At 38.2% G+C, this 21,239-nt stretch carries 20 protein-coding genes, 1 tRNA gene and 1 pseudogene; 13 read left to right on the top strand and 9 right to left on the bottom strand.

From position 1 onward, the window contains the following. Positions 1 to 215 precede the first annotated feature (215 nt). The 6 genes from HGD76_RS11975 to HGD76_RS11950 all read left to right on the top strand — a co-directional run bounded on the left by HGD76_RS11975 (position 216) and on the right by HGD76_RS11950 (position 4,755). The gene (locus HGD76_RS11975) at positions 216 to 1,841 is read left to right on the top strand and encodes a hypothetical protein (RefSeq protein WP_168695908.1); all 1,626 of its coding nucleotides are present in this window, start codon (positions 216 to 218) and stop codon (positions 1,839 to 1,841) included. Positions 1,842 to 1,933: 92 nt separating this feature from the next. Continuing rightward, entirely contained in the window at positions 1,934 to 2,641 is a 708-nt protein-coding gene (locus tag HGD76_RS11970; RefSeq protein ID WP_168695907.1) for a hypothetical protein, read from the top strand. Between the two features lie 442 nt (positions 2,642 to 3,083). Then, positions 3,084 to 3,374 (top strand): BrnT family toxin, encoded by a 291-nt coding sequence (locus HGD76_RS11965; RefSeq protein ID WP_168695906.1) that lies wholly within the window; start codon positions 3,084 to 3,086, stop codon positions 3,372 to 3,374. Further along, positions 3,371 to 3,586, top strand: a complete 216-nt coding sequence (locus HGD76_RS11960) for an antitoxin (protein WP_127055269.1) — start codon at positions 3,371 to 3,373, stop codon at positions 3,584 to 3,586. Before HGD76_RS11965 ends, HGD76_RS11960 begins: the two co-directional genes overlap by 4 nt. Before the next feature lie 496 nt (positions 3,587 to 4,082). Then, a complete protein-coding gene (locus tag HGD76_RS11955; protein ID WP_168695905.1) occupies positions 4,083 to 4,334 on the top strand; it encodes a hypothetical protein in 252 nt (83 codons plus the stop codon). A gap of 1 nt (position 4,335) precedes the next feature. After that, entirely contained in the window at positions 4,336 to 4,755 is a 420-nt protein-coding gene (locus tag HGD76_RS11950) for a pepsin/retropepsin-like aspartic protease family protein (RefSeq protein WP_168695904.1), read from the top strand. Between the two features lie 469 nt (positions 4,756 to 5,224). On the opposite strand, the gene HGD76_RS11945 is transcribed toward HGD76_RS11950, so the two are convergent. The 3 genes from HGD76_RS11945 to HGD76_RS11935 form a co-directional block, all read right to left on the bottom strand. Continuing rightward, the gene (locus HGD76_RS11945; protein ID WP_168694588.1) at positions 5,225 to 6,358 is read right to left on the bottom strand and encodes an ISAs1-like element ISAsp2 family transposase; all 1,134 of its coding nucleotides are present in this window, start codon (positions 6,356 to 6,358) and stop codon (positions 5,225 to 5,227) included. A gap of 464 nt (positions 6,359 to 6,822) precedes the next feature. After that, entirely contained in the window at positions 6,823 to 7,242 is a 420-nt protein-coding gene (locus HGD76_RS11940) for a type II toxin-antitoxin system VapC family toxin (RefSeq protein ID WP_168695903.1), read from the bottom strand. Then, positions 7,221 to 7,496 carry a hypothetical protein gene (locus HGD76_RS11935; RefSeq protein WP_027402764.1) on the bottom strand — a complete coding sequence of 92 codons (276 nt, stop codon included), beginning with the start codon at positions 7,494 to 7,496 and terminating at the stop codon, positions 7,221 to 7,223. Before HGD76_RS11935 ends, HGD76_RS11940 begins: the two co-directional genes overlap by 22 nt. A gap of 241 nt (positions 7,497 to 7,737) precedes the next feature. Here HGD76_RS11935 and HGD76_RS11930 point away from each other — a divergent pair, with 241 nt between their 5' ends. From HGD76_RS11930 to HGD76_RS26265, 3 genes are all read left to right on the top strand, one after another. Beyond that, positions 7,738 to 7,938, top strand: a complete 201-nt coding sequence (locus tag HGD76_RS11930) for a type II toxin-antitoxin system VapB family antitoxin (protein ID WP_168632249.1) — start codon at positions 7,738 to 7,740, stop codon at positions 7,936 to 7,938. Further along, positions 7,935 to 8,345, top strand: coding sequence for a type II toxin-antitoxin system VapC family toxin (gene vapC, locus HGD76_RS11925; RefSeq protein WP_168695902.1), 411 nt, complete (start codon positions 7,935 to 7,937; stop codon positions 8,343 to 8,345). Before HGD76_RS11930 ends, vapC begins: the two co-directional genes overlap by 4 nt. Positions 8,346 to 8,485: 140 nt before the next feature. Next, positions 8,486 to 8,662 carry a DUF433 domain-containing protein gene (locus tag HGD76_RS26265; RefSeq protein ID WP_168695901.1) on the top strand — a complete coding sequence of 59 codons (177 nt, stop codon included), beginning with the start codon at positions 8,486 to 8,488 and terminating at the stop codon, positions 8,660 to 8,662. A 6-nt stretch (positions 8,663 to 8,668) separates the two neighbouring features. Here HGD76_RS26265 and HGD76_RS11915 read toward each other — a convergent pair. From HGD76_RS11915 to HGD76_RS11900, 4 genes and pseudogenes are all read right to left on the bottom strand, one after another. Then, positions 8,669 to 8,961: pseudogene (locus tag HGD76_RS11915) on the bottom strand (DUF4277 domain-containing protein); the annotation flags it as partial. A gap of 346 nt (positions 8,962 to 9,307) precedes the next feature. Next, positions 9,308 to 10,249: a LysR family transcriptional regulator gene (locus HGD76_RS11910; RefSeq protein WP_148761471.1), complete on the bottom strand. Its 942-nt coding sequence runs from the start codon at positions 10,247 to 10,249 to the stop codon at positions 9,308 to 9,310. Between the two features lie 142 nt (positions 10,250 to 10,391). Continuing rightward, on the bottom strand, positions 10,392 to 11,174 hold the full coding sequence (locus tag HGD76_RS11905) for a TrmH family RNA methyltransferase (RefSeq protein WP_168632255.1): 783 nt from the start codon (positions 11,172 to 11,174) through the stop codon (positions 10,392 to 10,394). A gap of 55 nt (positions 11,175 to 11,229) precedes the next feature. Further along, positions 11,230 to 11,313: transfer RNA gene (locus HGD76_RS11900), tRNA-Leu, on the bottom strand. A 255-nt stretch (positions 11,314 to 11,568) separates the two neighbouring features. On the opposite strand from HGD76_RS11900, the gene murA reads away from it, so the two are divergent. Beyond that, the gene (murA, locus tag HGD76_RS11895) at positions 11,569 to 12,948 is read left to right on the top strand and encodes a UDP-N-acetylglucosamine 1-carboxyvinyltransferase (RefSeq protein WP_168632305.1); all 1,380 of its coding nucleotides are present in this window, start codon (positions 11,569 to 11,571) and stop codon (positions 12,946 to 12,948) included. Positions 12,949 to 13,381: 433 nt separating this feature from the next. On the opposite strand, the gene recN is transcribed toward murA, so the two are convergent. Together recN and HGD76_RS11885 are read right to left on the bottom strand one after the other, a co-directional pair. After that, positions 13,382 to 15,112 (bottom strand): DNA repair protein RecN, encoded by a 1,731-nt coding sequence (gene recN / locus HGD76_RS11890; RefSeq protein WP_168695900.1) that lies wholly within the window; start codon positions 15,110 to 15,112, stop codon positions 13,382 to 13,384. 192 nt (positions 15,113 to 15,304) lie between these two features. Next, positions 15,305 to 17,239, bottom strand: coding sequence for a WD40 repeat domain-containing protein (locus HGD76_RS11885; RefSeq protein ID WP_168695899.1), 1,935 nt, complete (start codon positions 17,237 to 17,239; stop codon positions 15,305 to 15,307). A 405-nt stretch (positions 17,240 to 17,644) separates the two neighbouring features. Between HGD76_RS11885 and HGD76_RS26110 the strand changes: the two genes are divergently transcribed. Genes HGD76_RS26110 through HGD76_RS11875 form a run of 3 tightly spaced genes read left to right on the top strand, consistent with a single transcriptional unit; the run spans position 17,645 to position 21,010 of the window. Further along, complete coding sequence (locus HGD76_RS26110; protein WP_325064833.1) at positions 17,645 to 17,971, top strand: helix-turn-helix domain-containing protein; 327 nt, start codon at positions 17,645 to 17,647, stop codon at positions 17,969 to 17,971. Next, positions 17,932 to 18,423, top strand: a complete 492-nt coding sequence (locus HGD76_RS11880) for a helix-turn-helix domain-containing protein (RefSeq protein WP_325064832.1) — start codon at positions 17,932 to 17,934, stop codon at positions 18,421 to 18,423. The genes HGD76_RS26110 and HGD76_RS11880 overlap by 40 nt, the downstream gene beginning before the upstream one ends. Further along, a complete protein-coding gene (locus tag HGD76_RS11875; protein WP_168695898.1) occupies positions 18,356 to 21,010 on the top strand; it encodes a peptidase domain-containing ABC transporter in 2,655 nt (884 codons plus the stop codon). The genes HGD76_RS11880 and HGD76_RS11875 overlap by 68 nt, the downstream gene beginning before the upstream one ends. Positions 21,011 to 21,239: the final 229 nt, after the last annotated feature.

Genomic DNA, 21,239 nt, shown 5'->3' with positions numbered 1-21,239 from the left:
AACGTTAGTGCTGACAGTATTGTGATATTTTGGTTTTGAGTTGGGAGCGATCGCTCAATTTAGCCATTAGGTTAGCTAGGCTCAACCTCTCTCTGAGATTGTTCTGCCATTGAATTACTCAGGTTGTAATTTATAGGTTTATTCAAATAATGCTACATAACTGGTTTCAATACTCAGACAGGAATAAGCCGACTTATAATCCGACAAGCGGCACAATGATAACTGTGGATAGATTTTGGCAACATGAAGAGGGTGAATTTAATTCACCTGACTGGCGAAAGGAAGAATGGTTGATTCACTGCGCTCTTATTCCAGTTGAACAAATAGATGCTGCTGCCATTGAAATTGCTTCACCTGATTACTTAACTTTTGAAACTGGCTGGAGTTCTGGAGATGAGTTTAGTTTTGGCGATTATTCTGAGTATGGAAATATTGAACTATATTCATTAGTTTCCGCAATAAAACACCCGGTTAGCCAAGAGCTTATAGTTGATTTAAGCCGTGAATTTATTGTTTATCATTCATTAGAAAAAAGAAATCAAACACAGTATTTTCATCCCCTGGATAACATTGTCGTAGCTGAAATTAATATCGATTCTCATTCGATTTATGATCCTACTCCTAAAGTAAATGTTCATCGAGATTATTTGCGCGATTTTCTAGCAGTAATGAAGATGGGGCTATTAATCTCTGTAGTGGCGGATCGATTTGCCAATGCATCTACGGAAGAAGCCCTTGAGCTTGAAGTGGTTGAAGATAGCCAAATTGATCAATTTACTCGGCTTTCAACGAGCATACATACTCCTGAATTTACACATCACGAATGTTTTCGTGGACGTTCTATTCTTCGTCAGAATTTCATAATTGCGCCTTATGATAAGCCTAAATTTGAACGTAGTCCTTGGTATTACTTTGGGAAACAAGTAGCTGAGGGATCGGCAATGCCAAGCTTTATAGTCAATGATGAGGGTCGAAGACAAACTCTACCTCAAAACACATACCTTGAAAATTACATTCAAAACGGCATTGGAAGTTTTGGATACTTGTGGTTTCGTTCAGAGGTTCTACAAAAGTATTTACAAGTTCCTGGATATAGTGTTTCTTTTCATATGCGTAATTGGGGAGTAGCTTCTGTACCTGGTAATAGGGGAACCATTGATGTAGGTATAAATTCTCAAGGTTTAATTAATGCATTTGCTCCTGATATAGCTGATCTACCCTTTTTAGAACAATCATATTGGGCATCTTACTCATCATTACCTAGTGGCGAGATTTGCGAAGAGATGTTTGAAACTAGGATGCAGCAAAATCCTCCTCACTCGCCTGGAGTTGTGGAATTAATTCGGGATGCCCGCACTCGGTTAAGTAGTGTTTTTAAGGATAAATTTTCTGTGGATTTATTCAAAGATATGGAGCCAAGCCAACAGGAGTTATGTAGGTTAAGTATAGGACCTATTCTTGGTCAATACACTGAGGTTACTGAACTTTCTAAAATCCTCTATGAATGGAGCATCGAAACCATGCAAATTACTCCTCTTAGAAAGGCTGTATCTGCTTTAGGTGGAACAGTAGACGAGAAACTAAGACAAATAAAGCTTTTAAAAGTGAGCTTAATCGCCAAGGGGTTAGATGAAAACAAAGCACGTTCAATAACTGCTCCTCTTGCTGGTTTGTATGACCTTCGTATAGGAGCAGCACATATCGGCAGTTTTGAATTGGAGCCGATCTTTCAGTTAATGAGCGCATCATCTACTCCAAAATCACCAAGAGCGGCATGGCATCTTTGTGTTGATTCTATAACATTATGTCTGAATACAATTTCGGCTACTTTGGAAACGTAAAAGGCAAGCCAACAATTTGCTTTAGTATTCAGAATATCCACGAGAGCTATTTCGCCTAATAAACATTTATCCCTTAATAAACATTCAAAAATATGAACGCCACTGATTTAGAAAGAGTAATCAGATCACTCGTCAAAAGTGAATTTTTATTTTCAGCTACTGACCTCGATGAACGTAGGCGTGCAGATGATAAGGCAGCTACATCTGGATTGATTGAAAAGACAAATTTTTGGTACAACCTTGCAATGAAAGGTGCGATACCTGTTATCGAATCGTCTTTCAACGTAGATATTCCTTCAAATCAGTTCCGATTCAAGCCTTCTATGCAGGATTTCAATGTTAAAGAAGATGAACTGGGTACAATGATCTTGAAACTTGGGATGAATATGGATGCGGTTGCATTTCGATATGTCTACTCTCAGCCAGTATTTGTAGGTGTGAAGTTTGCAGACTCTCTTTCTCTCGAAGTTCGGAGGTCTCTTTTTGAGTCGTTTGACCATCAGATGCTCAACTGTCGCTCCCTTACTTCTTCAATGAAGGCGGGCTTTGGAAGCGTAAAGATGTCGGTAACTGGATTCATTTTATGGGTATTTACAAATCAAAGCGAAGCAAATGCTTTCAGCCTTATAGAAAAGGAAAGCTTGAGAAAGATGCATTTCTGGGAGAAGGTTAACTCACTGTCCTGGGTCGTCGATCTTGAAACGAACTCAATTACTAAACATAAGGGTTTGCCAATCATTCTTGATTCAGTTTTTAACGTAAAGGCATTTGAGAATTTTCTGAAGGTTGACAAATACTAACAATTGCGGTGCAGTGCGATCACCGCTCTTGTAGATTGTGTTGAAGTATGAAAACCAACAGCTTCTCGTTTTTTCACTGACCTTATCTCAGCGATTGAGGTGGCGATGTAGCGATAGTTTAAAATTAGGGGGTTGTGAGCGATCGCTGTTTGGGGATGTTGGGGTGGGATCGTTTAAAATTGGGGTTGTGTGCGATCGCTGTTTGGGGATGCTGGGGGGGCGATAGCGAAGCGCTCCGTAGGAATCGTTTAAAATTGGGGTAGTGCGATAGCGAAGCGCTCCGTAGGAATCGCTGTTTGGGGATTTGGGGATGCGATCGTTTAAAGTTGGGGTAGTGCGATCGCGTATACCTAGACCTAATGCGATCGCCTTAATAATCCGTAACTTGTGGCATAATCATAATGTAAATTTTAGGAATACAAATTAAAAATTTAGTACAATAATGAATGAGTTACGATTTACTTGGGATGCACAAAAAGCTGAAAGTAATATTCAAAAACATGGAATTTCTTTTGAAGAAGCAAAATCTGCCTTTATTGATGATAATGCTCGTTTAATTTATGATCCCGATCATTCTCAAAATGAAGATAGATTTATTTTATTAGGAATCAGTGTTTATTATCGACTTTTAGTTGTTTGTCATTGTTATCGAGAAAATGATACAATAATTCGGATTATTTCAGCAAGGAAAGCAAATAAACTAGAACAAAAACAATATCAGGAGTTTCTATGAGAGAAAATTATGATTTTTCTAAATCCGTTAAAAATCCCTATTCTAAACAATTAAAAGAACAAGTTACAATTGATTTAGAAAAGGATATAATTCAATACTTTGAAGAAATAGCTCAAGAAACAGGTATTTCTTATTTGAATTTAATTAATCTTTATTTGCGTGAATGTATGGAAAATAAACGCAAATTATCGTTGATAGAAAGTAACAATTAAATCTGTATTTCCATCGGCGATAGCGAAGCGCTCCGCAGGAATCGCTGTTTGGGGATGTTGGGAGAGCGATAGCGTAAGCGCTGCTGCAAGCAGTTCGTTTAAAATTAGGGTTGTGTGCGATAGCGAAGCGCTCCGTAGGAATCGCTGTTTGGGGATGTTGGGGTGCGATAGCGTAAGCGCTGTTGCAAGCAGTTCGTTTAAAATTAGGGGGTTGTGAGCGATAGCGAAGCGCTCCGTAGGAATCGCTGTTTTGGGGTGTTGGGGTGCGATAGCGTAAGCGCTGCTGCAAGCAGTTCGTTTAAAATTAGGGTTGTGTGCGATAGCGAAGCGCTCCGTAGGAATCGCTGTTTTGGGGTGTTGGGGTGCGATAGCGTAAGCGCTGCTGCAAGCAGTTCGTTTAAAATTGGTTGTGTGCGATATCTAAATAGCTACTCAATGTGGCCAGATTTAGGAAGATGCTATGATCCAAATCAGATAGCAAAACCTGATGTTTAATATGCCTCTTAGCGAACTTCTACCAACTGTTAGTCAACTAACACATCAAGATAAGCTCAGACTTATACACTTTCTTTTGCTTGCAGTAGCTAAAGAAGAAGGATGTAGCCTAGATACCGCAAGTAATGAGCATCATGAAAATATGCTGATGAATCAACTAACAGTTACTGAGGCAGTTGTATGGTCACCTCAAGCAGATCATGAAGCTGTTCAAGCCTTGTCTGGGCTTTTGCTAGAGGCACAGGGAGTATAAAATGCTTGGTGGTCATCGCTTGTTATTTACAGAACGCACTGACAGTTCTGGTCGTTCTAGCATCTTGCCATACTTGCCGCTAATCTTGACTAATGGAAAACGTTCCATAGAAGTTATGGCTTTATTAGACACTGGCGCTAGTGTTAATGTCTTACCCTACGAAATTGGATTACAGTTAGGAGCAGTCTGGGAAAGTCAAACCGTTCAAATTCCACTTAGTGGAAATCTCGCTCATAGTGACTCACGAGGGCTAGTTTTAACTGGGACAGTAGCCAATTTTGCACCTGTTTTACTTGCCTTTGCGTGGACTCAATCAACAGATGTACCTGTCATTTTAGGTCACATGAACTTTTTTGCAGAATTTAATGTATGTTTTTATCGCCATGAATTGGCTTTTGAGGTTTGTCCGATCCAGAAATAAAGTGTGATAGCGATAGCGTAAGTGCTGACTTGTCAGTTCGCCTAAAATTAGGGGAGTTGTAAGCGATAGCGAAGCGCTCCGCAGGAATCGCTGTTTGGGGATGTTGGGGTGCGATAGTTTAAAATTGGGGTTGTATGCGATAGCGAAGCGCTCCGTAGGAATCGCTGTTTGGGTTTGTGGGGTGCGATAGCAGGGGAAACGCATCTAAATTATCTTGACAGAATACTATATTAGTGCATCAATATGGGAAAATATCTAACTTCATTCAAAATCTGATAAATTCCTTTATTAAAATTATAAAAATTTCATAAATTTAGAGTAATTATTTATTTTTAATGATGGATTTATTTTGTTCAGTTCTATATATTAATATCTATATTTTTTGGCATCAAAAATATAGATTCTATTGTAGAATCAACAGAAAAATAAATTGGTTATATTTATATTTGTCTATATTTTCTGATTTTTATCAGATACATTCTAAAATCTTCTCTAAATATTCATCATCCCATCCTGCACAAAACTGCTTACTTTTAGTTCCTAGTTTTTGGCTTTTTTCTTTTCCTAAAAGATTAACTGCTATATGACGAATAACTGCAAAGTTTTGTGGTGCATTATCCTTTCTTATCCGACAATCATCTTCTCTAAAAGCTACATCTAAAACCCAGTGTAATGAATTCTCTATACCCCAATGAGTGCGGACTGATTCTCCTAGTAATTTCGCATTATTTGTCAAACTACTTATATAATAGCCTGTCTCAACCTTCGTTTTTCCATTAACTTTTCGTATATATTCTACCATTCCTACACTTTGAAGATTTACCCATTTCTTATCAGTATCTATTCTTTCTTCTATGTCTGATAACATGAGATAATGACGAATCTCTTCTCTTCCATGTTTGTCTTCTTTTGTATGAAATTCACTATATTTGAATCCCTCAAACCCTTTAGATATAGCTTCTTTGAAGATTTCTTCTACATTCTTATATAAATTACCTTGATTCTTTTTGAGTGCGATAATATATTCGCCTGATTTTTCTGCAATTGATTTTACTATCTCTTTTTGACACCCCATCGCATCAATCGTTACTAAACATCCGGCTATATCTAATACTTTAATTAATTCCGGTATGGCTGTTATTTCATTTGACTTTTCTTCTACTTTACATTGTCCTAATACTAATTTATTACTAGTTGCCCATGCACTTACCATGTGAATCGCACCTTTATCCTTTCCTTTATCATATGAATGCCTTAATGTTTTCCCATCTATTGCTATGACTTCTCCTTCTGTAATTTTATTGATAGATTTTATCCAACTCAAAAAACAATTCTGAAATTGTTGCGGATCTATTCTCGCAAATACTCTGGCGAATGTATCATGAGATGGAATCCCGTTTGGAAGTTCTAAAAATTGTTTTAGCCATTTTTCTTTCTTTTTTCCATAAGCCTCCATCAATACCCAACTATCTACTCCACAGATCACTGCACAAATCGCAATGGTTACTATATCTATTAATTTATGCCTTTTTGTTCTCTCAACTCTTTTATCTTCTAAATCTTTAAAGTGATCTACTATTGTGATTTTTGGTGGTAGCTTCATTTTGTGAATTTTGTCTCTTTAGTTTTATTGAGAATACCACTTCAACTCATTTTATTGATTCTTATAGAAACGAATTTACCATCAAATTTTCTTCATACTCATTTATTGGCTTGATATTAACATGGTAATACTGCCCTTTTTATCTATTCATAGAAGTTACATTTTGTCAAAAAAAATTAGATGCGTTTCCCCTGCCCCTGAATCAAGAAAAATAGGCGATAGCTAAGCGCTCCGCAGGAATTGCTGTTTGGGGATATTGGGGTGCGATAGCGTAAGCGCTGACTTGTCAGTTCGTTTAAAATTAGGGTAGCTGTGAGCGATCGCGTTCGCGGTAGCGTCTCGTTCGCATAGCGTTCCGAAGGAATAGAGATAGCGCGACCTAGGAATCGCTGTTTGGGGATGTTGGGGTGCGATAGCGAAGCGCTCCGCAGGAATCGCGCTTATATATTAACTATATATTTCTTTCAAGGCAAAATCTCAAAACAATCACAATGCTGAGGTCGAAATAATCTAAAATCTCGCTGATCTAAAGTCAATATTCTTTTAATATCAAAACGTTCAGCTATAGCCATAACACTTGCATCTACAAAATCAATCCGACTATCTGCATATTCATCCAAAATTTCCGCAACACGCACCAAATCTTGATCTGTCAAAGCTACTAAAATAAATCTACTTGCAGATAGTCCTTTTAAGAAAGCTACTAATGTTACTGAACCTGCATTACGTCCTACTAAATAAGCCACTTCTGCTAATACTGTTTGTGGCAACAAAATTTGTTTTTGTTGTGTGTATACTGGTGTTACACTATTGTGCATTGTGTCCAAACGATTCAACAATGCGACAACAAAGCCAGTATCAGCTACTGCTGGGGTTCTTTCCATGTCCAACCTGATTTCTCTGTTACTTCATTTTGAAGAATATCTTCGGAATTAATAGCTAAATCAGGTGTGGCTGCAAATAAGCCAATTAATGGATCAGATACAGCATCATTAACTGTTTCTAGTGATTGGATTTCCAGGTATGATCTGACAGCTTCACTAATAATTGATTCCGGTGATTGACCACGGTTACTAGCCAGATTGATCAGTTTTTCGAGTAAAGTCTGTTCTGGATTCCAGTTAAATGTAGATTTCACAAGATAATTTCTCTCTTATTAACCACAAATGATATTATAACAAATAAGTGCAATTTTATTAACTAATTATTTGCTTAGTGTCTTAATGAAGAAGCGCGACCTAGGAATCGCCGAAAATTAGGGTATTTGTGAGCGATAGCGAAGCGCTGCTGCAAGCAGTTCGTTTAAAATTAGGGGGTTGTGAGCGATCGCCTAGAGTGAGCTACCATTTATTTAGTCATTGTTAGGATCAGAATTGATTATGACTACATCTCTCAACATCAACGAAGCCTTACTAAATGAGGCGTTGGCACTTGACAATCAGGTGAACATTGATTCTTTAGTAGAAACAGCGCTGCGCGAATATATTCAACGTCGTAAGCGGCTCAAAGTATTAGACCTCTTTGGGACTATCGAGTATGACGAAGGCTATAACTATAAGCAGCAACGTCATCAAGCATGAGCATTATTGTTGATACTTCCGTTTGGTCACTGGCTCTACGTCGGAAAACACCACCTGATTCTTCCCCAGCAGTCACAATATTGCAGAATTTAATCACTAATGACCAAGTTGCTTTACTAGGCGCGATTCGCCAGGAAATTCTTTCTGGAATCCGCAATTTTGAACAGTTTACCCGTCTGCGAGATTACCTTCGAGCTTTCCCTGATTTAGAACTCATGCCAGAAGACTACGAACTTGCCTCTGAGTTTTTTAATACCTGCCGCAGTAAAGGCATTCAGGGTTCAAATACTGATTTTTTGATTTGTGCAGTTGCTCATCGTCGCAGCTACAGCATCCTCTCCACTGACAATGATTTTCAGAATTTTCTAGTACATATTCCTATTATTTTATTACCTGTTGAGGGTTAATGCGACCTAGTAATCGCCATTTAGGCATAAGTTGGGAGTGCGATAGCGAAGCGCGACCTAGGAATCACTGTTTAGGGATTTGGGTGCGATCGCTTCCAAAAGAGTGTAATCATAGAAGAAGCAAGTGATGAGAAAAGATAATGCAAAAGCAGCTTAAACAAATAATTGCATCCGATCCAAAAGTGATGATGGGAAAACCTGTAATTGCTGGTACACGCATTACAGTCGAGTTAATTATGGTACTCGACATAACCAACGTAAATCTGACATCATTTTCAGGTTTGATTCTGTATATAAGGCACAGTCTGCTACTATGAGACTGTTAACTTCCCCAGTTTATCGTCATTGAGATATTCTGGTTTTACTCCTGAACAATTAGATGTTCACAAGCGATTGTTTCAAAATATTTAGGAAACATATATAAGGGTTTTGATACAAATCCTAACCCGTTTATTATCATGGCTTTTACTACTTGACCTGCATTTACTTTTTCGTCTTTTTCAACTCCTATTATTTCGTTGATTATTTCTACTAATCCTATTGAGTCTATTATTCCTGCTACTATCCCTAGATGGTCTATGTTTTGAATTTCTATTTCTTGCGGTTTCAATTTCACAACAGATTCCTCTACTTGTTCTAAAGGGATTCTCTCATTTCTTGTTTTCTGAACAATTAATTTTTTTTACTATTGTATTTTCTCTTTCTTTCAGTCCCGTTACGAAGTTTCACTTTCTCACTCCATGCCCCGATTAATGCTACTTACTCTCATTAAGCCTCTTCATCTAGGAATTATCCTTAGTTATTATGTACTACTTACTAGGCTTTTTTGATATGTGACAGTTGAGGGTGCGGAATGTGGGTTTTAATAGCAGCTACAGCAATTGTCCGCGATTTAATTCTCGTTTCTAATGATTCTGATTTAGATACATAGCCAAGTGATTATGTATCTACAGCAGCTTGATCTAAAGATTAGTTTCCACCAAATTATGATCTAAGATTAAACCACCTTGCTCTGTAATTTTTTTCGCTGCATCTAAAAGATACTCATAATAGGTATGAGCAATAATGGATAATTGCTTACCAGCAGGATAAACCATATACCAAGTGCGTTTAATGGGAAAGTGCTGGACATCTAAAATGCTAAATTCCGCAATGTCCGTGAGTAAAGTATGACGAGATAATACGGATATACCTAGACCACCAGCGATCGCTTGCTTAATCGCTTCATTACTCCCCAATTCCAACTTCACCTTCACTTTTACCCCATGTTCCTCAAATAGACTTTGGACAGCGCTGCGAGTTCCTGAACCCGGTTCACGCATAATAAACAGTTCATCACCTAAACGTTCAATAGGAATATTTTTTTCCTTCGCTAAGGGATGATTAGCTGGTGCAAAAACTACTAAAGGATTTTCTAAAAATGGCTGAAAACTGACATCGAAATGATCGGGAATCTGACTCATAATATACAAGTCATCTAAATTACTCATCATCCGATCTAAAATCAGTTCATGATTTGTGACTTGGAGAGAAATATCAATCCCAGGGTAAAGCTGACAAAAAGGCCCCAACAATCTGGGAATAATATACTTTGCTGTGGTAATTGCTGCCAGCCTTAATTGTCCTTGCTTTAGTCCTTTTAAATCTGCAATCGTCATTTGAAACTTGTCCATAGTCTCAAAAATTTGCCGACAAGTAGCAAATAATTCCCGTCCTGCTTGTGTCAAATATAAACGCTTTCCTACCTGTTCAAATAATGGCAAACCTACGGATTTCGTCAACTGTTTAATTTGCATGGATATGGTAGGTTGAGTCAAAAACAACTCTTCCGCAGCGCGTGTAAAACTACCATGCCGGGCAGCAGCCTCGAACACCTTCAACTGGTGCAATGTCGCTTGGTTCAAGCCGATTCTCCTCTGATAACAATTTTTATATATAATAATATAGTATTCTGTAACACTAATAAAATTTTGAGTGCTATTTATACAAAGTTCTCAAGTCCAATCTTAAATCTCTCACATAAAAACAAAAATCTATAACTGAAGATTATCCAGAAATTTTCTGTCTTTGGGCTTCATATAACATTAAAGCAGCAGTGATTCCTACATTCAAGGATTCCACCCCAGGATTAAGAGGAATTTTTACTTGAATATCTGCCAACGCGGCTAAATCCGCTGATAATCCTGCCCCTTCGTTACCCAATAATATTAAACTAGGTTTACACCAATCTACCTGCCAATAAGTTAAATCGGCATGAGGTAAGGTAGCTACTACCTGCATTCCTGCTTGCTGACTTTGTTGAACTGTGGCTTTCAAATCTCCACTTACAGCCATATTCAAACGAAACCATTGCCCAGCAGAAGCGCGTAAAACCTTGGGATTATCTAAGTCTACACTATCTTCACTTAACCACAAACCTGATGCACTTGCCGCTGCGGCTGTGCGAATCATCGTCCCCAAATTACCAGGATCTTGGACAGTTTCCAAAGCCAGAACTAAACCAGTAAACGGAATTTGTCTTGCTTGTGCTTCTCGTTGAGCTATCGCCACTATACCATCAGGATTGACAGTTGTTGCCATTGCTGCTAAAACTTCTGGACTAACAATTTCAACACGATAGCATTGACCACAAATAATTTTCCACAATTGGGGATGGGTTTCCTGCCATTGAGGAGTGCAACATACCGCATCTAAAGGATAGCTAACCGCACAAGCTTCTTCTAATAAATGCGTTCCTTCCAATAAAAAAAGCTGTTGCTTATTTCTCTCCTTGGTGGAGTGCAACTTGCGGATTTGTTTAACTAGGGAATTTTGTAAACTTGTTAACACAATCTTAGATTTGAAATTTCGGATTTGAGATCAATCCAAAATTGATATACTGATATGCGGAACCCGGGACTTGAACCCGGAAGCCCGTGAAGGCACTAGAACCTGAATCTAGCGCGTCTACCAATTCCGCCAGTTCCGCTGGAATTGAATCTTATTTACAATTTATCATTATGGCCTAATCATTTTCATTTGTCAAGAAAAAATTTGCCAGAATAGACATCTAGCTAATCCCCATTTTTCCAATTAAGCTGACATACTGCATGATAGAATGTAACGACTTTATGGCATTTGACAACTTCAAGAAAAATCTTCCGGCTTTTAGCTAGATAATTGTCGACATAGAATCAAAACCAACATCAAACCTTTATAATTACTTACTTTTGGAGGTAGGCTTATTAATTCTTCTAGCAGCTTACCAGATGCCAAATCTTCACTAGAAGCAGACTCCTCAGTCTTGCAAATCAGTGGAGGGCATTCTTTGGGCGGTCATGTAAACATTAGCGGGGCTAAGAATTCCGCACTGGTAATCATGGCGGGAACGTTCCTCTGTTCTGGCGATTGTCGCATTCGCAACGTTCCTTTATTGGCGGATGTAGCGCGAATGGGACAAGTTCTATCAGCTTTAGGATTACGTTTAAATAGAGAAGGGGACATTTTAGATGTTGATGCGCGGGAAATTACCACATCTAAAGCCCCTTATGAACTCGTTACCCAACTGCGAGCCAGTTTTTTTGCCATTGGTCCAATTTTAGCCCGACTAGGAGTTGCACAAATGCCCTTGCCGGGTGGTTGTGCCATAGGGGCTAGACCGGTAGATTTGCACGTCAGAGGACTGCAAGCAATGGGCGCAGAGGTGCAAATTGAACATGGTATTTGTAATGCTTATGTTCCCGGAAATAATGGTAGGTTAAGAGGCGCGAAAATCTACTTAGATACTCCCAGTGTCGGTGCGACGGAAACCTTGATGATGGCTGCTACTTTAGCAGATGGAGAAACCATCCTTGATAATGCTGCCAGAGAGCCAGAAGTAGTTGATTTAGCTAACTTCTGCAACTCAATGGGAGCAAAAATTCAAGGTGCGGGAACAAGTACAATTACTATAGTTGGCGTACCTAAATTACACTCAACCGACTATACTATTATTCCTGATCGCATTGAAGCAGGGACTTTGTTAATCGCTGGAGCAATTACCCGCTCTGAAATTCTTCTATCCCCAATTGTACCGGATCATTTAATCCCAGTTATTGCTAAATTGCAAGAGATTGGCGTGTCAATTATTGAGGAAGGAAAAGATTGCTTACGGATTTTACCAGCGAAAACTCTCAAGGCTATAAATATTGATACCTTGCCTCATCCTGGGTTTCCCACGGATATGCAAGCACCTTTTATGGCTTTACTAGCTGTAGCAGAAGGTGACAGTATCATTAATGAATCAGTCTTTGAAAATCGCTTGCGTCATGCTTCCGAATTGAATCGTTTGGGTGCAGATATCCGTGTTAAAGGTAATACTGCTTTTGTGCGGGGAGTGCCAATGTTATCAGGCGCACCAGTTATAGGTACAGATTTAAGAGCTTCCGCAGCCTTAGTTATCGCCGGATTAGCAGCATCTGGAACAACAACAGTGCAAGGATTACACCATTTAGATCGGGGTTATGATCGTCTGGATCTGAAGTTGCAGCAATTAGGAGCAAAAATTATTCGTGTAAATGAAGCGTCAAAAGATGCAGATTTACTTGTTAATAACATTAATCCCCCAGCCTCAGTTTCTATCTAAGGTTTGAGTATTTTGTTGTTGTAAACTTAATGGCGATCGCTCTCCGTATTGTGCGAAGTGCGATCGCTTTTGGCTATTGATTAAATTTGACAAAGTTGCTAAAATCCTGGACATCCTGATCCGGCCTGCACCACGCTAGTACCGCAGGGCGGAAGTCAAAAGTCAAAAGTCAAAAGTCAAAACTAATATACAGTAGGCTTTTTGGCGATTGAATATGGTTGCTTTATTTACGCCGCAGTGTGCTAGGCTATCAGAGGTTGTTTGAAAAGTATTATATCAAACCAGTAATCTCCAAAAACCTAACCCCCCTACCCCCCTTCCCTGCAAGGGAATGGGGGTTTTAAAGCCTCTCCCCTTGCAGGGGAGAGGTTTGGAGAGGGGTCAGTCTATACATTCAAAACTTTTCAAACACCCTCTCAGACAATTTCACCATCTATTTCCCCCTTTCCCGATGATTAGCAGCTTGTAATAATAAAGATTCAGCAAAAGAAATTGCCTCATTTGCCGATTTACCACCAGCTAACTGAGCCAATTCTTCCCGACGAGTAGTTAAATTATCCAAACTTGTCACCCTCACCACAGTCCGCTGTTCATCATTACTATTTCTGGCTTTATTAATAACTAATTTATCAACGCGAAAATGACGATCTGCCATTGCGGCAACTAGAGGCTGATGAGTTACACATAATACTTGATGTCCTTGACTAAGTTGGTGCAATTTTTCCGCTATAGCTTGGGCAACTCTACCAGAAACTCCCACATCAATTTCATCAAATATCATTGTTCCCACTTCATTTCCTTGATGGAAACAAGCTTTTAAAGCTAGTAAAAAACGGCTCATTTCTCCACCAGAAGCAATTTCTGTTAATGGTTGAATAGGTTCACCGGGGTTAGGACTAAACATAAAAGTAATTTTATCTGCACCTGTAGCTGCGGGAGAAATGGGGACAATTTCTACTTTAAATTTCACCTTATCCATCGCTAACGGCTTGAGTTCAGCTAATAACCGAGATTCTAAATTAGCCGCAGTTTGCCGCCGTAATTGGCTTAATTGGTGACTAATTTGTTGGAGTTCTTGTAAAGATAATTGTTCTTGTTGTTCTAAAGTTTCGATAGATTGTTCACTATTATTTAATTCAGCTAATTCAGTTTGAATACGTTCATAATAAGAAATAGCTTCCGTCAGAGTCGGTCCATATTTGCGACAAATTTGTTTTAATTCCCGTATCCGTTCATCCACCTCTTCCAACCGTTGCGGATCTGCTTCTAACCCTTCTCCATAAATACTAATTTGTCTCCCCACTTCCATTACCGCTGCAACGGCATCTCGCACCAATTCCAACAAAGATTGTAATTGAGAATCATACTCCACCATGTGAGTTAATGTCATCTCTCCATCGGCTAATAAATCAGCAGCAGTCCGAGTTTCCTGATCATCTTGATACAAAGCCTGATAAACTTTGTAACTCATTTGTTGTAAATCCACAACATGATTCAGGCGTTCCCGTTCTTGATTTAATTGTTCCATTTCCTGGGCATCATCAAGATTAGCAGCGCCCAATTCTTGGACTTGATATGTTAATAAATCCAATTGTTGCAGCCGTTCCCGTTCCGATGTCCGGCGTTTTTCCAGCGCTTGCCGGGCTTGTTGATATACAATGAAAGCAGCAGCGACATTTTGGCGTTTGTGCAACAAAGCATCACCACCATATAAATCTAACCAATCTCGAACTTGGGCAGATTGTCCCACTTGTACCGTTTGCCCTTGTGCCGTAATTTCTACCAAACTATCCCGTAATCCTGCCATTAAGGGGCGATTCACCAGTACCCCATTCACCCGTGACCGACTGCGGATATTACTGGTAGTAGTGGCAATTTCTCGACTAATGATCACAGCATGATCATCGGTTAAATCAATTTCTTGTTCACTCAACCAAGCTGCTAGGGGCGGAGTAACGCTAAAAGTCGCCTCCACTATAGCGCGATTTGTGCCAGTTCTAATCACCCGACTAGAGACTTTACCACCTAAAACCGCATCAATAGCATCTAATATAATTGATTTTCCTGCGCCGGTTTCTCCCGTCAACACATTCAAACCCACACCAAAATCCAATTCCAAATGATCAATTAAGGCGAAATTTTCAATTCTTAAATATAGCAGCATTTAAATAATCCTTACTATTGCAGATTTCCCCGGTTTCAAATTATGTTTCGCGCAAAGGCACAAAGAAGCAAAGGCGCAAAGGTGAAGATTTTTAATTTTCCTTTTTTCTACTTGAATATGGCTATCAGCAACGCTCAAAACTTAGAGGTGTAAGGGTTTAGTTCAGGCTTTACCCTACCTGTAGAATCAAAGTTATGCTATGGGAAACAGAGTAATGGTTGTATCTCCACTACCAGCCGCTAATATTTTACCATCTGGACTAAAAGCAATTGAGTAAATTACAGAATCGGTACATTTTACGCTGGAAATTTCTTTTCCACTAGCGACTGACCATAATTTCACTGTTTTATCTTTACTAGCGCTCGCTAAAATTTGTCCATTGGGACTATATGCAACGGAACAAATATGATCAGAATGTCCTGATAAGGTTTTAATTTCTTGACTAGTTTCTAGATTCCAAAGTTTAATAGTTTTGTCTTGACTACCACTAATTAAAGTTTTTCCGTCGGGACTAAATGCTAGAGAAGTAATCCCTCCAAACCAATCAGAATGTCCTGTTAATGTTTTCACTTTATTTTCAGCTAATTGTAAAATCTTGATAGTTTTATCATTACCACCTGCACTACTAGCTAATAGTTTACCGTCGGGACTAAAAGTTACAGATAAAACATCATCGGTATGACTTTTGAAAGAGTAAATTTCTTTTCCTGTTTCTAATGACCACATTTTAACTGTTTTGTCTTTACTTCCACTTGCTAAAATTTTTCCCCAGGGACTAAATGAGACAGCATTAACTCTTTCTTGATGTCCTGTAAAAGTGAAAATTTCTATTCCTAAATTTACATCCCACAATTTAATAGTTTTGTCATCACTTCCACTGACTAAGAATTTACCATCTGGACTAAAACCTAGGGAATTAATCCCTCTAGACCAAGAATATTCCCCATGTCCTGCAAAGGTGCGATGTTGCTGAGTTGCTAAATCCCACAATTTAATGATTGTATCATCACTTCCACTTGCTAAAAATCTACCATCAGGACTAAAAGCGACAGAGAGAACTTTATGTTTATGTCCTTTGAGATTACTGAAAAATACTAATTTTCCTGTTTTGTCATCTGTTATAGATGTGGTAGGAATTACTTCTAGTGTTTCTTGATAATTATCTGATTCTTTTATACTTGATTCATTTGCTAACTGTGACGGTTGTACCAAAGCTGTAAATAAACTATCTAATTCTGTTAATCCATCTGTCAACCTTTGGTTAATAGAATCAAGGATATCATTATTTTTACAACTTTCACTTTCTTGCTTTTCTTTAATTTCACCTATCGCTTGTCTTTGTTCTAAAATTGTCTGATGTAATTTTTGTGTTGAATTATCAATTTCTGCAAATCGAGAATTAACAACTTCGATTTGTTGATGAATCTGAGTAAATTCCTGACTTTGATTTTCTTGATTATCCCGTAATTCTGCTAATTGTTGCTGACTGCTTTCATTGCCATTTTTGATAGAAGGTTCAATTTCTGCAAATCGAGAACTAAAGACTTGTAGCTGTTGATTAATTTGTGATAATTCAGTTTGCAATTCTGCAATATTTCTCAAATATTCATCTTTATCAACAGTAGAACCTAAACTTTCTAAAGAAATATCTAATTGCTGTACCCGATTATTGACAACTTGCATTTTTTGATGAACTGCATTAAATTCTGTACTTAATTTTTGCATTGATATTTGAATTTTCTGGTCAACAATTTGACTAATTTCCTGTTTGTAAACTTCAAGTTTTCCCAAACGTTCATTAATAGCACTTTCAATAGTTTGGTCAATAATTTGGCTGAGTTGTTGTCTCCAAGCTTCGATTTGTTCCAAACGTTGATTAGAGGTATTCATGGTTTTTTCTACTTGGTGAAATTCTTCAGTGATATTTTGCAAACTTGTTTGTAATTGCTCAATTTGTGATTGGGAATAATTAAACTTAGGACGATTAACTAAATTTAAAGCTACACTTAAACTCAGGGGAATAACTGCATAAACCACCTGTTGCGTCGCTGTCGCTACTATTGTTCCTAATACTGATAACCCCAAACATACATACTCGCTAACTTCTAGCAACTGACGATTATTCATGTTAACTGGTATTACTTGTCAAGTCGTGATTACTATATCACAAAGTATGCTCAATAAAATTCAGCAAATAAAACTTTATACTCTTTGCGCCTCTGCGTCTCTGCGTGCAAAAAATTCTTTCCTTCCGCAACGCTAATTTTTAGATATGAAAACTTTCAGATTTTATATCTTGACAATAGCATAAAATTTCCGGATGTCAATACCCTAGTAAAATCCTTGGCTTATTGATTACATGAGATTATCAGTAGAAAAAAGACACAAGAGCCGCTATGAATTACCAAAAATGGTATTAAAATCCATTGTCAGGAACAAGCGGAAGATGGGTTCTATTAAGATAGCATTAGTATTATAATGTATCAGTTACACCAAGACATAAGACAAAGTTCTCATTAAGAGGGAACTAGGATGCTTGCGGAGTTTGATTTTTACGATATTGAACCATTTATGTATACATATCAATGGACAAATAGAGCGGGGAGCAATTCTTCAAGTAACTTGTTAACAGATTTTCAGCGACAAATGCTGTTAAAATCATTACAAGAGAATTGCTCTCAATCCCAGCGGCAACGGATTCAAATTATGTTGTTAGCGGACCAAGGGATAACTCAAGCAGAAATTTGTGAAATTTTGGGGTGTTGTCCCGCAACCGCTAGACATTGGATACACATAGCTCGTCAGGGAATGGCGCATCAATGGCAAGATTGGATTGTCCGATTGGTCGCCCTAAATTAGTTAGTAATGAATACTTACAACGATTAAAAGAATTATTTTACAGTAATCCTCGTGATTATGGTTATGGTTCTCAACACTGGACATTGAATTGGTTACAGAAACATCTATGCGAAGAATTTGGCTTTGAAGTTAGCGATCGCCACTTTAAGCGACTTCTCAAACAAATGGGCTTATCCACTCGACCGAAACCCAGTCATGATGGACAAAATAGCCCGAAATCAGCTACAGAACCCAAAATATCAATTGCTGACATCAAAAAAGCAAATACCACCGATTCCTCGGAAATTATACCTATTAATTTTCACAAAGCAGTAAAGGATTCAGACATTTATGGCGCACAATATATCCGCTCAATTAGTATCTCTGCAACAAATCAACAATACATTGGGGTATTCACTAACCGCAGAAGAATTTTATCACTATCTTCCCGAACTTCAGTCTATCAACCCTAAAGTCGGCAAATTCTGGACAGGAAAGAATGTTGAACCGGGCATTTACATTATCATTACGGGCAAAGTCAGACTATTAGATGATAAAGACGAATTAATTACTACTCTAGAATCTGGAGAATCTTTCAGTGAATTTACTTTGTTTCCCCAATCTAAATTTGAGCCTTATGCAGCCAGAGCTTCAGCAAATTTACAGTTATGCTTCTTGCCAGAAAAGTTACTATTGCCATTAATAGCCAAGTATCCCCAAATTCGAGAACATTTATGGGAGAAAGCATACTCACTCCTGAGAAACACAGATTATACACCCATAAAACCAAGCTCTCCAGAGAACGACAATTCAGATTCAACCCCCTATTTGACCTCAGAATCAAAAATTAGTAAAGCCTATTTTCCCAGTCCCAGACAACGGGTGGGGCATTTATGGCAAAAGGTAATGGGGCGCTATCCATTCTTTGCCCAACAGAGTGGTTCTGACTGCGGAGCAGCTTGTTTAGTCATGGTGTCCAGGTATTGGGGGAAACGTTTTAGTGTAAATCGCTTGCGTGATATTGCCAATGTAGACCGCAATGGTGCATCCTTGCGGGGGTTATTAACAGCCGCAGAAAGTCTAGGTTTTGCCACTAGACCTGTCAAAGCTAGTTTAAAGCAGTTAGGAAAGCAAAAATTACCTGCTATTGTTCACTGGGAAGGCAAACATTACATAGTGGTCTACGAAATTACCGCTAAATATGTAATTGTGGCAGACCCTGCTATTGGTCAACGCACCCTCACCCATGAGGAATTTAACAACGACTGGACTGGTTATACATTGTTGTTACAACCGACAGCAATGCTCAAAGAAACGAAAGAGACATCTACACCTTTTTGGCAATTTTTTGAGTTAATAAAACCCCATTCTGTAGTCATGTTGGAAGTATTTATCGCTTCCATATTCATCCAGATATTTGGCTTAATTACCCCCTTATTTACCCAATTAATTTTAGATCGGGTAGTGGTACAACGGTCAGAACTGACCCTGACAGCAGTAGGAATAGGATTGTTGATTTTTAGCCTTTTTCGGGTGGCTATGACTGGTTTAAGGCAATATCTTTTAGATCATATAGCTAATCGGATAGACTTAGCATTAATTGTCGGTTTTATTCGTCATACATTGCGTTTACCCCTGAGTTTTTTCGAGACTCGTTATGTTGGGGATATTATTTCTCGCGTGCAGGAAAACCGCAAAATTCAACGCTTTTTATCGGGTGAAGCATTATCAATTCTCCTAGATTTATTCACTGTCTTTATCTATCTAGGCTTGATGTTTTGGTACAGTTGGAAAATGGCATTATTAGCTTTAATAATTGTCCCACCCTTTGCCTTATTAGCCTTAATTGCCACACCCTTTTTACAAAGGATTTCCAGAGAAATATTCAATGCAGTTAACAAAGAAAGCAGTTATTTAATAGAAGCTTTAACTGGCGTGAGAACGGTGAAAGCTACAGCAGTAGAACAAACAGTAAGATGGCATTGGGAAGAATTATTAAATAAGGAGATAAAAACCAACTTTTCCGGGCAAGTTATCAGCAATAGGTTACAAATTTTTAGTAACACAATTGAAGCAATAGCTACCACAGCTTTATTATGGTTTGGGGCATATTTGGTAATTCATAATCAGTTAACTGTGGGACAATTAGTAGCATTTAATATGCTGCTGGGTAATATTATTCATCCCTTCCAACGGTTAATTGTCTTATGGAATGAATTGCAAGAAGTTGTGATTGCAGTAGAAAGAATTAACGATGTTTTAGACACAGAACCAGAAGAAGACTTACAAAATCAATCACGGCAGAATTTACCAGCAATTCAGGGGCATATTCGCTTTGAAAACGTCACATTTCGCTATCATCCAGAAAGCGATATTAATATATTAGAAAACCTCAGTTTTGAAATCAAACCTGGACAAATGGTAGCCTTAGTGGGACGCAGTGGCTCAGGAAAAACCACCATTTCTAAATTAGTTGTCGGCTTGTATCCCCCCACAGATGGTAAAGTTTTAATTGATGAACAAGATATTACTAGTCTTTCCTTGCGTTCTTTTCGGCAACAAATTGGTGTAGTTGACCAAGACACATTTTTATTTGGTGGAACAATTCGAGAAAATATCAGTTTAGGACATCCAGAAATACCTTTATCAGAAGTAATTGCCGCAGCAAAAATGGCTGGTGCTGATGAATTTATCAAAAAATTACCCATGGGTTATGAAAGCCAAATTGGTGAAGGTGGAGGTTTATTATCTGGTGGACAAAGACAGAGAATAGCCATTGCTAGAGCATTATTAGGTAATCCCAAATTATTGGTTTTAGATGAGGCAACTTCTCATTTAGACACTGAATCAGAAAGGATAATTCAACAGAATTTTAACACAATTCTCAAAGGAAAAACTACCTTAGTAATTGCCCATCGTCTTTCCACCGTGCGAAATGCTGATTTAATTTTGGTACTAGATAGAGGTGTGTTAATTGAAAGTGGCAGTCATGAGGAATTAATGGCTAAAAAAGGACATTATTTCTATCTAAATCAACAGCAGTTACAAACACTAACGTAGGTTGGGTTGAGCCATAGCGAAACCCAACAATGATTTAATAATGATTATAGTTGGGTTTCGTTCCTCAACCCAACCTACCATAAATTCATACTAAGAAAAAGGTGCATTATGACAAATTCATGAGAATCTAAATCAACAGCAATTACAAACACTAACGTAGGTTGGGTTGAGCCATAGCGAAACCCAACAATGATTTAACAATGATTATAGTTGGGTTTCGTTCCTCAAC

Source organism: Dolichospermum flos-aquae CCAP 1403/13F, assembly GCF_012516395.1.
Lineage (GTDB): Bacteria > Cyanobacteriota > Cyanobacteriia > Cyanobacteriales > Nostocaceae > Dolichospermum > Dolichospermum lemmermannii.
This window is presented reverse-complemented; position numbering and strand designations above follow the sequence as displayed.